The 14,154-nt window shown below is 33.6% G+C and carries 15 protein-coding genes; 9 read left to right on the top strand and 6 right to left on the bottom strand.

The features are described 5' to 3' along the window. Window positions 1-344 precede the first annotated feature (344 nt). Window positions 345-1,094 carry a hypothetical protein gene (locus K1X44_04680; protein MBX7146586.1) on the top strand — a complete coding sequence of 250 codons (750 nt, stop codon included), beginning with the start codon at window positions 345-347 and terminating at the stop codon, window positions 1,092-1,094. Window positions 1,095-1,298: 204 nt separating this feature from the next. Next, entirely contained in the window at window positions 1,299-1,997 is a 699-nt protein-coding gene (locus K1X44_04675; GenBank protein MBX7146585.1) for a hypothetical protein, read from the top strand. 29 nt (window positions 1,998-2,026) lie between these two features. Here the strand turns inward: K1X44_04675 and K1X44_04670 are convergent, their stop codons facing one another. Together K1X44_04670 and K1X44_04665 are read right to left on the bottom strand one after the other, a co-directional pair. Beyond that, the gene (locus tag K1X44_04670; protein MBX7146584.1) at window positions 2,027-2,881 is read right to left on the bottom strand and encodes a DUF4743 domain-containing protein; all 855 of its coding nucleotides are present in this window, start codon (window positions 2,879-2,881) and stop codon (window positions 2,027-2,029) included. 35 nt (window positions 2,882-2,916) lie between these two features. Next, window positions 2,917-3,213 carry a DUF3572 domain-containing protein gene (locus tag K1X44_04665; GenBank protein ID MBX7146583.1) on the bottom strand — a complete coding sequence of 99 codons (297 nt, stop codon included), beginning with the start codon at window positions 3,211-3,213 and terminating at the stop codon, window positions 2,917-2,919. Window positions 3,214-3,413: 200 nt separating this feature from the next. On the opposite strand from K1X44_04665, the gene K1X44_04660 reads away from it, so the two are divergent. The 6 genes from K1X44_04660 to K1X44_04635 all read left to right on the top strand — a co-directional run bounded on the left by K1X44_04660 (window position 3,414) and on the right by K1X44_04635 (window position 9,888). Further along, entirely contained in the window at window positions 3,414-5,009 is a 1,596-nt protein-coding gene (locus K1X44_04660; GenBank protein ID MBX7146582.1) for an ABC transporter substrate-binding protein, read from the top strand. Window positions 5,010-5,131: 122 nt separating this feature from the next. After that, window positions 5,132-6,142, top strand: coding sequence for an ABC transporter permease subunit (locus K1X44_04655; GenBank protein ID MBX7146581.1), 1,011 nt, complete (start codon window positions 5,132-5,134; stop codon window positions 6,140-6,142). A gap of 31 nt (window positions 6,143-6,173) precedes the next feature. After that, the gene (locus K1X44_04650) at window positions 6,174-7,043 is read left to right on the top strand and encodes an ABC transporter permease subunit (protein ID MBX7146580.1); all 870 of its coding nucleotides are present in this window, start codon (window positions 6,174-6,176) and stop codon (window positions 7,041-7,043) included. An 18-nt stretch (window positions 7,044-7,061) separates the two neighbouring features. Then, on the top strand, window positions 7,062-8,036 hold the full coding sequence (locus K1X44_04645; GenBank protein ID MBX7146579.1) for an ABC transporter ATP-binding protein: 975 nt from the start codon (window positions 7,062-7,064) through the stop codon (window positions 8,034-8,036). A gap of 4 nt (window positions 8,037-8,040) precedes the next feature. After that, on the top strand, window positions 8,041-9,024 hold the full coding sequence (locus tag K1X44_04640) for a dipeptide ABC transporter ATP-binding protein (GenBank protein MBX7146578.1): 984 nt from the start codon (window positions 8,041-8,043) through the stop codon (window positions 9,022-9,024). Window positions 9,025-9,246: 222 nt separating this feature from the next. Further along, window positions 9,247-9,888: an ABC transporter substrate-binding protein gene (locus tag K1X44_04635; protein MBX7146577.1), complete on the top strand. Its 642-nt coding sequence runs from the start codon at window positions 9,247-9,249 to the stop codon at window positions 9,886-9,888. Between the two features lie 65 nt (window positions 9,889-9,953). Here K1X44_04635 and ettA read toward each other — a convergent pair whose 3' ends face one another. Continuing rightward, window positions 9,954-11,645 carry an energy-dependent translational throttle protein EttA gene (gene ettA / locus K1X44_04630; protein MBX7146576.1) on the bottom strand — a complete coding sequence of 564 codons (1,692 nt, stop codon included), beginning with the start codon at window positions 11,643-11,645 and terminating at the stop codon, window positions 9,954-9,956. A gap of 23 nt (window positions 11,646-11,668) precedes the next feature. Next, window positions 11,669-12,040 carry a hypothetical protein gene (locus K1X44_04625; GenBank protein ID MBX7146575.1) on the bottom strand — a complete coding sequence of 124 codons (372 nt, stop codon included), beginning with the start codon at window positions 12,038-12,040 and terminating at the stop codon, window positions 11,669-11,671. Window positions 12,041-12,185: 145 nt separating this feature from the next. Here K1X44_04625 and K1X44_04620 point away from each other — a divergent pair, with 145 nt between their 5' ends. Further along, window positions 12,186-13,004: an amino acid ABC transporter permease gene (locus K1X44_04620; protein ID MBX7146574.1), complete on the top strand. Its 819-nt coding sequence runs from the start codon at window positions 12,186-12,188 to the stop codon at window positions 13,002-13,004. A gap of 23 nt (window positions 13,005-13,027) precedes the next feature. Here the strand turns inward: K1X44_04620 and K1X44_04615 are convergent, their stop codons facing one another. Beyond that, entirely contained in the window at window positions 13,028-13,453 is a 426-nt protein-coding gene (locus K1X44_04615; protein ID MBX7146573.1) for a VOC family protein, read from the bottom strand. A gap of 91 nt (window positions 13,454-13,544) precedes the next feature. Next, entirely contained in the window at window positions 13,545-14,144 is a 600-nt protein-coding gene (locus tag K1X44_04610; protein ID MBX7146572.1) for a biotin transporter BioY, read from the bottom strand. Between the last annotated feature and the right edge of the window lie 10 nt (window positions 14,145-14,154).

The following is a 14,154-nucleotide window of genomic DNA, read 5'->3' as shown; positions in this document are numbered from 1 at the left end:
TCGTAAAGTAAGATTCGGATGGGCAACCCCCCAAAGGATTCTAGAGTTTTATAATATACAATTGAACATCTAATACTAAGAGAGTGATATTAAAAATTATACTCTCTTTTTTAAATTATAATATTTTTTTTATTTTTTTTATTAAAAATAAAAATAAATATAATTTTTTATAATTTATAAAAAATTATAATTATAAATCAATATACAATTATATAATTTTATATATTATAAATAAAAATTTAAATAATTGAATTTTATGCTGAATATTAACTAAATATTAACCAATTAGCTTTTATAGGTAAAATATTCATATAATATAATATTTTATTTTGGAGATTAATCAGATGTTTAAAAAAAATTTAATTTATTTATTTATTTTAGGTGCGTGTTTGTTAACTAATCCAACTTGGGCACAAAATAGTACTTGGTACAGTGAAATGGATACAAAACGTCGTGAATTACAACATGTTAAATTTAATGACGGTAGTCAGTTAGATCTGATATATCGCAAAAGTACAACAAGCGATCAATTGGTCCCGGGTAGATTAGAAGGATCCTTTAAACCAGGAAGTACAGTTCATGCCGCTTTAACAGATGCCTTTAAAAATGGTTTTCTAAAACCAGGTGCTGGTGGACAAGTTACAGGAACTAAAGTAGTAAAAGGTGGTACATTTGGTAAAAGTACGGATAATGTAACCCTTGAATATTATGCTAATGGTGATATAGTCGAAATATATCCTGATGGCAAAAAGTTTGTCCGTTATGCAAATTTAGGTGGAAATTTAGTTATAAACCCTGATGGCAGTATAAACTTATCATTTTCTGCTGATTCTGGTAGACAACCTGCTTATAAGGCCATTGTTGATCTTGTTAATAAAAATAGCGTAGGTGTCAGAAAAGCCCCTGCTTTTGTTTCAAATGGTAGTAAAACAATTCACGTGGCTGCCCCTCCTCCTCTTCCAACAGGCGGTGCAAAACCCCGTGCTTTCTTATCAACTTTACCAACTTACGCTACTCAAAATAAAGTTGCTAAAGATGCAGGTAGTGAAAGAGCTTCTACTGCTCAAGAAAAAGCAGGTCCAAGAGCTCCTTAATAATTATATCTAAAAATAGGGGCAATTACGTACGTAATTGCCCCTATTTTTTTACAAATACATTTGGAACAGAAAATGAATTTATGTTAGTAAGTCCTAATTCATTAACTTTTTATTTACCTTTTTATTGTAAAGTCTTTATTATTGGAAAAAGTTTATTAATTTAAATAAAATTAACTTGGAATAGATATAATAATTAAAAAAATGATAAAAAAACGTTTACCGCTAATTTTTATTTGTTTGAATGTTATTTTAGGATCAATTTTCCTTAATAATTCCGTGTGGGCACAGGAAAATACGGCTTCTTCGCTTACATCTACAGTTAAAAAAACAAATAAAAAAGAAATTAGATCTTATGAAGATGGTAGCGTTATAGAAATAGAAAAATACTCTATAGATCTCAAAAATAAAAAAGACCCAAAAATTTATGCTATTTCAGGAATTATTCCTTCCAATAGTATTATTGCCAAAACAATAAAAAACCAAATGGAACAAGGTCAATTAATTCCTGGAAATAAAGAAAAACCAAAAGAAGAAAAAAAATTAAGCTATGGTATCTTTAGTAATTATTTACGTAAAGGTGATATCACTGTAACCTTTTATGGATCCCCAACTAATGACAAAATTGAAATTTACCCAGATAAAACTACCGCTGTTTTTTATGGCCAATTGGGTGGGTATATTGTTACCAGAAATAATGGAAATATGAGCTTTTATTTTAGCAATGGCGATGGCGCTGAACAACTTTATGAGGTTGTTAATAAGCTTACTAAAACAAAAAGTCTTTTTGCTAAAATTTCTGAAGATACTATGGACAATGATATAAAAGAAACCCGGGATAATAATAGCCAAACTGATAGAAGTAAAAAATCAGATAAATCTGGTGGTTTCTGGGGTCCTTAAAAATATTTGCGTATCAACACCCTATCTTTCTAAAAACTTGTTCTTAATCCTCGAATAAGAGTATCATAATTTTTTTCTTCATCTGGATCTAATAATCCATGACGAATAAAAAAATCTATAAGAACTAAGGCTGTATTAAATTTAAAATCAAATGTCTCTTCTAACTTATTTTTTATAAAATCGACAGGCCATAGATAAAATTCTTCTACTTCCCCGTCATTATTTTTAGGAACAAAATCCTTTGGTAATTCTAAATCATAGGTAAATAAAAAATCATGACGTAACCCATAATTATATTCTGTAAGATAAGAAATTAACCCCACAGGCTTTGCAAGCAATGCCAGATGCGCAGATAATGCTGCCTCTTCTCTTGCTTCTTTTATCAAATTGTCTTTTAAAGACATTCCTATAGGTTGGCCACCAGCAACCATATTATCAAGCTTCCCTGGTGCCACTTGTTTATCTAGAGACCGTTTGGCAATCCACATCATTAAACCATTTGTATGTTTTACATATCCATTCAAGTGAATTCCATAAGCACGAATCCCAAAAAAAGATGCTGCCGCTCTTTCTATCTGCATCAGAGGTGGGTGATCCAAACCAAGAGTAACAGGATAATTTTCACCTCTCCATCCTTTTATAAGACCTTTTTTTTCTAATGAATTACATATTTCAGCAAATATAGCGCTACGATTCTCAAAATTATCCAATTTCTCATTCAACGCTACAAAATTAGGATAAATATTAAAAGTGTCAGAGAAAATATCCAGATGCATTAAATTTTTACGATAAATCCACCCTACATGAAACTGTTCAATATAAAAAGGTAAGAATTTTGACAAATCTTTTACATTGCACCTCGTAATATGATCAACCAATCCCATTATTTTTTAACCTAAACTACCTAAAAATTTAATGACTACCATCCACTAAAACCTGGAAAATATTGTCTACATTTTATAAAAAACTTTATGTCAATATTATGAATATGTAGAAATTTTTTTAAAACTTCCTCTTCACTTAAAAGAAAATCGAATAGGGCTGCAATCGTCAAAGGATGATCAATCCGGTCTTGTAAATCTGATGGAATAAAACCAGTCGAATTTATAAAAGAATTTAAAAGGTTACTATCTTCAGCAATAAATTGTAATGCCTTTATTCCGTATATTTCTGCTTCTTCTTTTGAAGGATTTTGAGTATACAATGGTCTTTTCATTTCTAAGTGATTCTACTAAATAGCCTTATTTTAACCTGATAAAACTTAAATCGTAAAGAAAATCTAGGCTGTTTTATTCAAGATATCTTTTCTAATTGACATAATTAAAGGACCAGGTCACCGTATATCTATATACCTATCATGTCTTCAAAACATGGGGAGTTTACTATTATATACCTATTCGTTCTAGGAGGTTTTTTATGAAGTTTAATTTACTAACTGCTTCAATCATGGCAAGCTTGGTTTTAATACCTGCTTTAAGTGCTGAAGCAAAAGAAGCAACTTTGGTTTTTTGTTCGGAAGGTGGACCCGAAAGTTTTAATCCACAATTAGGTACAGCAGGTACAACTTTTGATGCATCAGCAACACCTATTTATAATAGATTGGTTGAATTTTCTCCTGGTTCTACAGAAACAAAACCAGGCTTAGCTGAATCTTGGACCATTTCACCAGATGGATTAGTTTACACATTTAAATTACGTCAAAATGTTAAATGGCAAACCACTAAAGATTTTACCCCAACACGTAATTTCAATGCAGATGACGTTGTATTCAGCTTTGAAAGAATGTGGAAAGAAGATAATGCATATCATAAAGTTTCAGGTGGAACTTATACTTATTTTGCTGAAACAAGTATGCCAGATGTTTTAAAATCAATTGAAAAGGTTGATGATAATACAGTGCGTATTACATTAAATGCACCTAATTCACCTTTTACCAATATTTTAGCATTATATTCTTTTTCAATTTTATCTAAAGAATATGCGGATCAAATGTTAAAAGCAGGCACACCTGAAAAACTAGATACTAATCCAGTTGGAACAGGTCCTTTCGTTTTAGTTGATTATGTAAAAGATTCAACCATACGTTACAAAGCTAACAAAGATTATTGGAAAGGTGCCCCTAAATTTGATAATTTAGTTTTTTCAATCACCACAGATGCTGCAACACGTGCATCTAAAATTGAAAAAGGTGAATGTCATGTTATGGCCTATCCAAATGCGGCTGATTTACCAAAATTAAAAGCAGACAAAAATTTAAAAGTTTTACAACAAGAAGGTTTTAACGTTGCTTATTTAGGTTTTAACGTAGAGAAAAAACCTTTTAATGATAAAAAAGTAAGACAAGCTCTTAATATGGCTATTGATAAAACAAACCTTATTAAAGCTGTTTATTTAGGTGCTGCTACACCAGCCGTTAATCCAATTCCTCCAACTTTATGGTCTTACAATAAACAAGTTAAAGATTATTCTTATGACCCTGCTAAAGCTAAAAAACTTCTTGAAGAAGCAGGATATAAAGATGGTTTTGAAACAACTTTATGGTATATGCCTGTTGTTCGTCCTTATAATCCAAATGGACAAAAAATGGCTGAAGCTATGCAAGCTGACCTTGCCAAAGTTGGGGTTAAAGTAAAACTCGTCACCTATGAATGGAAAGAGTATTTAAAACGTCAACGTGAAGGCGAACATGATATGCTCCAACTAGGATGGACAGGCGATTATCCAGATCCTGATAACTTCTTAAATACTTTGTTATCATGTGATGCAGCAAAAACCAGTACATCCAGATGGTGTGATAAAAACTTTGATGACCTTGTTGTTAAAGCTCGACAAGTTAGTGATGTTAAAGAACGCACAAAACTTTATGAAGAAGCTCAAAAAGTATTTAAAGAAGAAGCACCTTGGTTTACTGTTGCTCATTCAATTGTAAATGAAATTACAAGAGCAAATGTTGAAGGCTATAAAATGAGCCCTCTTGGTAGTCATGATTTCCAAGAAGTATCACTTAAATAAGATATTATAGCTTTTTAATTTAATAAGGTGACCTATAAGTTTAGCTTGACGATAGGTCACCTTTACTTTTAGTGTATAATATCTTTTAACTCATTCTTTTTGAAATTTACTTTCGATTATTTATGCTGCGTTTTATTTTAAGCCGAATTTGTCTATTAATTCCAACATTTTTTGGGGTTACACTTCTAACCTTTGGAATGGTACGTCTTTTACCAGGTGATCCTATTGAAGCTATGTTAGGGGAACGTGCTGTAGATCCACGTTGGCATGCCGAAATGTTACAACGTCTTGGCTTTGATCGCCGTTTATGGGAGCAATATGGCAAATATATATGGCAAGTTTTTCATGGTGATTTAGGCCTATCTGTTGTCACAAATGAACCCGTAATGCATGAATTTTTATCCAGATTTCCAGCGACCGTTGAGCTTGCACTTGTTGCTATGTTATTTGGAATGATTGTTGGAATTCCTGCTGGTATTATTGCAGCTATCAGAAGAGGTAGAACTGTTGATCACACAGTTATGACAGCAGCTTTAACTGGACAATCTATGCCAATTTTTTGGTGGGGATTACTTTTAATTTTATTTTTCTCTCTTCATCTTGATTTAACACCTGTATCGGGACGGCTTGATGTACAATATTTTATTGAACAAAAAACTGGATTTTTATTGCTTGACTGTCTTCTTGCAGGTGATTATGACGCATTTTTTTCCGCGTTACATCATATGATCTTACCCACAATTGCCTTGGGAACAATTCCACTAGCAATTATTGCTCGCATGACAAGATCTTCAATGATTGAAGTCTTAAACGAAGATTATATACGCACTGCAAAAGCTAAAGGGTTAAGACCATGGCGGGTTATTGTAATTCACGCTTTAAGGAATGCTCTTATTCCTGTTATTACAGTTATTGGATTGCAAACGGGGACTCTCCTTGCTGGTGCCGTTTTGACGGAAACTATTTTTTCGTGGCCTGGAATTGGCAAATGGCTTATTAATTCTTTGGATCGACGTGACTATCCTGTACTTCAAGGTGCTGTTTTACTTGTTGCCACTTTTGTCATGCTTGTTAATTTAACTGTTGATCTTCTTTATGGTCTAATTAATCCTCGTATTCGCCATGCACGTTGAACAAGTAACCTCTCCTTCATCCCTTACCATAATGGCAACACCACCAGGACCATTAAAAGAGTTTTGGCAACATTTTCGCCAAAATCATGGTGCTTTAATAGGTCTATGTGTTATTACAATTATTCTATTTTTAGCTATATTTGCAGATTATATAGCGCCTTATAATCCTATCGAGCAATATCGTGATGCTTTACTTTTACCTCCCTCATGGGTCGAAGGTGGTTCTTCTTCTTTTATTTTAGGTACGGACTCTTTAGGTCGAGATATACTTTCTAGACTTATTCATGGGGCAAGATTATCGCTTTTCATTGGCTTTATTGTTGTTACAATCTCATTGATGTTTGGGGTTATTTTAGGTCTAACCTCAGGATTTTTTCGAGGCTGGATAGATTTTGTTATTATGAGAGCTATGGATGTTATCCAAGCCTTACCTAGCCTTTTAATGGCTTTAGTTATTATTGCCATTTTGGAAAAAAGTTTAACAAACGCAATGATTGCTATTGCTATTACTGTCTTACCTAATTATGCACGATTGGTACGAGCATCAGTTCTAGCAGAATTTTCTAAAGAATATGTAATTGCATCCAGAGTTGCAGGGGCAAGTACTTTACGGTTAATGTTTTTAACTATTTTACCAAATTGTGTTGCACCTTTAATTGTTCAAGCAAGTTTAAGTTTTTCTAGTGCTATTTTAGATGCTGCCGCTCTAGGTTTTTTAGGTTATGGCGCACAGCCTCCAACACCAGAATGGGGTACAATGTTAGCAGGATCATTTGAATTTGTACAATCAGCATGGTGGGTTGTAACCTTTCCAGGTTTAGTTATTTTGTTTACTGTCCTTGCTTTTAATCTTATGGGGGATGGGCTAAGAGATGCACTTGACCCTCGATTAAAACGTTAAAAATAATGTTAAAATATTATGAATTTATTAGAAATTAAAAATTTATCTGTTGAATTCCCTATCTCTGACACAACAACCTTTAAAGCAGTTGATAATTTGACTATCACCTTAAATCAAGGTGAAACATTAGGTATTGTAGGTGAATCGGGTTCTGGAAAAAGTATGGCCATGCTCGCTCTTATGGGACTAGTTCCATGGCCAGGAAAAATTAAAGCTGATAAATTAAGTTTTAATGGCAAAAATCTTTTTTCATTATCTACCACTGAACGACGAAAAATACTTGGCAAAGATATTGCCATGATCTTTCAAGAGCCAACAAGCAGTCTTAACCCTTGTTTTACAACTGGGTTTCAAATTATGGAAACGCTTGCCATTCATGAAGGCGGGAGCAAACGGCTTCTTCGTAAAAGAGCTATTGAACTTCTTGACCAAGTAGGTATTTCAGATCCCAAAAGCCGACTAGATTCTTTTCCTCACCAGCTTTCTGGGGGGATGAATCAACGGATTATGATTGCAATGGCTATTGCCTGTAACCCACGTCTTCTTATTGCTGATGAACCAACAACAGCTTTAGATGTTACAATTCAAGCTCAAATTCTAGATCTTCTTCGAGTACTTCGTAAAGAGCGCAATATGGGTCTAATTTTAATTACCCATGATATGGGTGTTGTTGCAGAAATGTCTGAAAAGGTTATGGTGATGTATGCCGGACAACAGATGGAAATGCAAGATTCAAACAAAATTTTCTTCCGTCCCCATCATCCCTATACAGCAGCTCTTCTTAATGCTTTGCCTGAACGTTCTATTGAAGGTGAAAAATTACCAACTATTCCTGGTGTCGTACCTGGTGTTTATGACCGTCCTTCAGGATGTCTTTTTCATCCCCGTTGTCAATATGCGCAAATACGTTGCCAACAAGAAATTCCTTTGATAGAGGGTATTACAAATACCCAATATAGATGTCATTTTCCACTTAATGAACCTTTGAAATAATATTATGATGAAGTCCAACGACACACCTTTACTTGAAGCCAAAGATCTTGGACAATATTATCTTGTCAAAACAGGCTTATTTAAATCTCCTGCGATTCTAAGAGCAGTATCAAAAGTCAGCTTTACTCTTACCCAGGGTAAAACACTTGCTGTGGTGGGTGAATCTGGTTCTGGTAAATCAACTTTAGCGCGTATGATCACAATGATTGAACCACCTGCTACAGGTATGTTGCGTATTGAAGAACATAATATTATAGGTGCAAATTCTTATACCTTAAAAAAATTAAGACCTGTTGTTCAAATGGTTTTTCAAAATCCGTATGCATCTTTAAATCCGCGTAAAAAAATTGGAACTATTTTAGAAGAACCTTTAAAAATTAATACTGGACTTAATGCTCAAGAACGAGAAGAAACTGCCAGAAATCTTATGGCTAAAGTTGGCTTAAGGCCAGAACATTATAACCGTTATCCCCATATGTTTTCTGGTGGACAACGTCAAAGAGTTGCTATAGCCCGGGCTTTAATGCTGAAACCCAAAATTGTTGTAGCTGATGAACCTGTTTCTGCTCTTGATGTTTCTATTCGGGCCCAAGTTTTAAATTTAATGCTTGAATTACAAAAAGAATTTAACCTTGCTTATCTTTTTATTTCTCATGATTTAAGTGTGGTTAAACATATTGCAGATGATGTGCTTGTTATGTACCTTGGACGTCCGGTTGAATATGGGTCAAAAAGATCTATTTATCATACCCCTCTTCATCCTTATACGCGTGCTCTTTTAAGTAGCACACCTTCTGTTGATCCAGCTTTAAGAATGAAAAAAGAAATTATTAAAGGAGAGCTTCCTTCCCCCTTTAATCCACCTAGTGGGTGCGCCTTTCACAAAAGATGTCCTCATGCAACCGAAGAATGCGTTCAAAAATTTCCAGAACTACGTAAAGTTAAAGAGCAGCTTGTCGCTTGTCATTATGCTGAACGCTGGGTTTAAGCCTTTGATCTCTCTATAAAATGTTGTCTTTTTGCAACATATTCATTATCCCCCATATTAAATAAACACAGAAAACTAGAGTTTTATTAATGAGTATGGTATCTAAACATTGGGTTACATTTTGTTGCTTTTATTTAATGCATCTTTAACTAAAAGCATATAGAATTTGCTGTAAACTAACAAATAATTTATTGGCATATTTAGGCCGGAGATTTTTATACGATGACTCAGTTAAGTAAATCCTTAATAAATTTTAAACAGCTGTGGGTTGTTTTAACTTTTATTTTTATTTCGAATTTTTCTATATCTTCTTTAACTTATGCAGCTATTACACCTGATGCGTTTATTAAAGGTTTAGCAGAAGAAGCAATTGCAACTTTATCAAATAAATCAAATGGTTTTAATGAACGCGAAAAATTAATGCGTCATTTTCTTGATAATTATGCTGATATTGACAGCATGGGTAAATTTATTGTGGGCCGCCATTGGAATAATGCATCTGAGGCAGATAAAGCAGAATATCTTAAAACATTTCGCGACTACAATGCCAAAAATTTTGCTGCTCTTTTATCCAGTTATTCTGGTGAAAAACTTGAAGTATTAAAAACAACAAATGTGGCAGGTGATTATGCCACCGTACAATCCGTAATTACAGGATCAAAAGCATCTGATAAAATTCGAGTAGATTGGAGATTACGTAAAGAGGGTGAAAGCTATAAAGTTGTTGATTTTATGGTTGAAGGATTAAGTCAAGCCGCAACCTTACGTGATGATTTTGCTAGCACTTTAAATGGTGGACTTGCCAGTCTTACTGAAGCTTTGAAAAAGAAAATTGTACAAATTCAAGAAAAAAATCAAAATTAATTAACTTCATTTTGTGATTTGATTATTTAAACCTCTCATCTCTTGATGAGAGGTTTTTTAATTAATTATATCTTACGATGAATAGGTTTATATTTAATACGGTGGGGTTGATCAGCATCGCTTCCTAACCTTCTATGTTTATCAATTTCATAATCGGCGTAATTGCCTTCAAACCAGATAACTTGGCTTTCTCCTTCGAAAGCAAGAATATGGGTTGCAATACGGTCCAAGAACCACCTATCATGGCTTATAATCATAGCACAACCAGCAAAGTTTAATAATGCTTCTTCAAGTGCGCGCAAAGTATCAACATCTAAATCATTAGTTGGTTCATCTAATAAAATAAAATTTGCACCCATTTTCAACATTTTAGCCAAATGTACTCGATTTCGCTCTCCTCCAGAAAGCTGACCCACTTTTTTTTGTTGATCTGCCCCCTTAAAATTGAAACAAGCCACATAGCTTCGGCTAGGAATTTTGTTTTTACCTAATTCAATCTCGTCCATATTATCGCTTATCACTTCCCAAACTGTTTTATCTGGATCAAGCTGGTCCCGATTCTGATCGACATAAGCAAGATTTACACTAGAGCCTAGGCGAAGAGAACCTTCATCAGGAGCAACCTGATTTGTAATCAACTTAAATAATGTGGTTTTTCCTGCCCCATTAGGCCCAATAATTCCCACAATTGCACCAGGAGGTACCTTAAAGCTTAACCTTTCCATCAGGAGGCGATCTTGATAACTTTTAGATATTTTTTGTGCTTCTAAAACCAAATCACCTAATCTTGGACCGGCTGGGATAATAATTTGCTGTGTCTGTAATTGATCAAGCTGATTATTTTGATGAAGTAATTTTTCATAAGCAGATATGCGTGATTTACTTTTGGCCTGTCTTGCCTTCGGTGATTGACGTATCCATTCCAATTCTTGTTGAAGTGTTTTTTGCCTTGATGTTTCTTGACGTGCTTCCTGTTCAATACGTTTTTGCTTTTGCTCGAGCCATGCCGAGTAATTACCCTCAAAAGGATACGCTTTACCTCGGTCCAATTCTAAAATCCATCCCGCTACGTTATCTAAAAAATAACGATCATGCGTGACAGCAACAACTGTTCCTTTGTAATCATGTAAAAAACGTTCTAACCATGCAACAGATTCGGCATCTAAATGATTGGTTGGTTCATCTAAAAGTAAAAGATCGGGCTTTTCTAATAAAAGTCGGCAAAGCGCAACCCTACGTCTTTCACCCCCACTTAATTGAGTAACATCAGAATCACCAGATGGACAACGTAAAGCATCCATAGCAATATCCATTGTACGTTCTAAATCCCAACCATTGACAGCATCAATTTTTTCTTGAAGTTCCCCTTGCTTTATGACCAACTTTTCAATTTCTTCTGCAGAAATACTTTCTGCAGAAAATGCAAGATTGATTTCTTCAAATTGATCTAAAAGATTTTTTGTTTCTTGCACCGCTTCCATTATATTTTCTTGGACATTTTTATTGGGATCAAGCTTGGGTTCTTGATGCAAATAACCTATTTTTATTCCAGCTGCAGCCCATGCTTCACCCCCTATATCTTGGTCAAGGCCAGCCATTATTTTTAATAATGTAGATTTACCTGTACCATTAGCCCCTAAAACACCAATTTTTGCCCCAGGCAGAAATGAAAGCCAAACATCCTCTAGGATTTTACGTCCTCCAGGGTAAACCTTGCTAAGTTCTTTCATAACAAAAATATATTGGGCAGAATTCATCAGAATAAATCTTATTTAAATTTTTATTGATTTGCTTTTAATACTGGCCGTAATTCTTGTTCAAAACGGCTAATATATGCACTTATTTTAGGGCTGGTGCATCCCCATTGAACAACCATATCTTTCATTTTATTTTTTGCCTGATCATTTAAAGAAAGTTTTTGAACAGGACTTAATGCATTATTAATTTGTCGTTCAATGTATTTAGCCAACACATAAGTTTGTTCCTGACCAAAGGTTTGATTCTTACATAATTCATACGCAATAATTGTTTTACGATATTCTAAATATGTTGTTTCATAATCTGCAGCAAAAGCTGATACAGTAAATAACAAAAGTAAATTTATACAAAACAAACTTTTTTTAGAAAAAAATTGAATGAATAAGGATTTCATTAAAATGTCCTTTCTTTATTATTGATTACATTGAATAATTCAGTAAGGTGTAAAATTATAAAATATGGTAATATTAAACCCTAGGCAACAATCTTTTTATAAATTTTTCAGAATTGTTCCCTATATTACATTTTAGATTATTGGTATGGATTTCAATATATTAGTTTTCCTTGGGATATGTATTATTTGCCTTGTTTTAACTTTAAGGTATATATCTCGTCCAGGACAAATCATTCTTACGTGGGCTAGCCTTACAGTATTACTTATAATTTTTTTCATTAGCTTTAATCTTAGCTATAATTTTATTTTTAAAAAAATTGGGTATCTTATTTATGTTGGATTAACAACTACATTATACGTTTCTATTATTTCTATTATTTTAGCATGCATCCTAGGATTAATTTTAGCGCTAGGTAAACTAGCCCAAAACGGTATTTTGTATGCTTTTTCAACTTTTTATATCTCTTTTTTTAGAGGCACCCCTCTTTTGCTTCAAGTATATCTTATTTATCTGGGATTACCCCAAATTAATATTGTATTACCTGCAATAATTGCAGGCATTATCTCTTTAAGTTTAGGGTATGCAGCTTATATGGCAGAAATATTTAGATCTGGTATACAAAACATACCCAAAGGCCAGTGGGAAGCAGCACAAAGTTTGGGATTTAATTCTTATATAACTTTTATAAAAATAATTATGCCTCAGTCGATGCGTTTAATTATTCCACCTATTGGGAGCCAATTTATTTCTATGCTTAAGGATAGTTCGCTTGTATCTGTGTTAGGTGTCTGGGAATTGATGTTTGTAGCTAAAAGCCAAGGGAGATCAGAATTTAAAAATCTTGAGATGCTTATTACAGCTGCTTTTATTTATTGGTTTGTTTCTTTAATATTTGAACTTCTTCAAGCAAAATCAGAAAAATATTTTAGCAGAGAAAATTTTTATTTTAAAAATAAAAAATAAATATATAATTCATTATTTATTAATTAATTATTCAATTCCAAAAGCCCCTTACCTGGAACATAATTCATTTCAATACGTATTCCATCTGGATCTTCAAATAAAACTGAATAATAACCTGGTGCCCAATTTCCCTCTTCTGGGGGATGGATAATTTTTGTATTTAAGGTACAAAGGAATTCATAAAAAAGATCAACTTGTTTTTTATCGCGTGCTCTCAAACAAAAATGATGTAATCCTATGCGTGATTGAATAAAGTGGTCCTTTTGATATTCGGGGCTAGCACGTCTTATCCCTATGGCTGTTCTGCCGCCAACATAATATAAATACCCGTCTTCAAGAAAAATTTGTGTCATGCCTAAAAAAGGTAGCATCTTTTCATAAAACGGTACACAAAGTTCAAAATTACTTACCGTTAATATGATATGTGCTATACCATTAATCTCAATCATATTAATTTTTTATAAAAGCAAAATAAATTGATCCATAAATACATCAAGGTGTATTTATGGATCAATCATAAATATTAATGATTATTAATAGTTACGGTGTTTTCTTTTTGAAAAAAGAAAAGATTGACCAAATTAAAGGTGGTGTAGAAACCGCAAGGATCATTTTGGTTAAATCGATTTTCCAAAAAGGCATGAAACCGTGGGTTAAAGCACCCTGCCAACCCAAGAATTGGGACAACCAGATAAGCCCTAAGGTAAAAATAATAGCTTGTCCAACAGACATCATAATTAATGATTTAAACCAATTGCGGTCCCAACTATGGTCTGCAAACCACCCCACTATCGTAGCTGCAATCAAAAAACCTAATAAATATCCACCAGTTGGGCCAACCATATAGGCTAAGCCAATACCTTTTTCAGGTGTACCTGCAAATACAGGTAAGCCTAAAGCACCTTCAATAAGATATGTTAAAACAGCTAAAAAAGCTAAACGGCGGCCTAATAAAGCGGCACTTACTAAAACGGCATATCCTTGTAAAGTAACAGGAACAGGCACAAGCATAACTTGAACTTTTGCAGAAAGCCAAAATATCATTGACGTCAAAAAAGCAACAAGAATTGTTTTTTGAATACTCTGGGATGGCCAAAGAGTATTGAGCAGGGTAGTTGAAACAGTTTGTGTATAAATCATTAGACTACCT

Source organism: Alphaproteobacteria bacterium (assembly GCA_019695395.1).
Lineage (GTDB): Bacteria > Pseudomonadota > Alphaproteobacteria > JAEUKQ01 > JAIBAD01 > JAIBAD01.
This window is presented reverse-complemented; position numbering and strand designations above follow the sequence as displayed.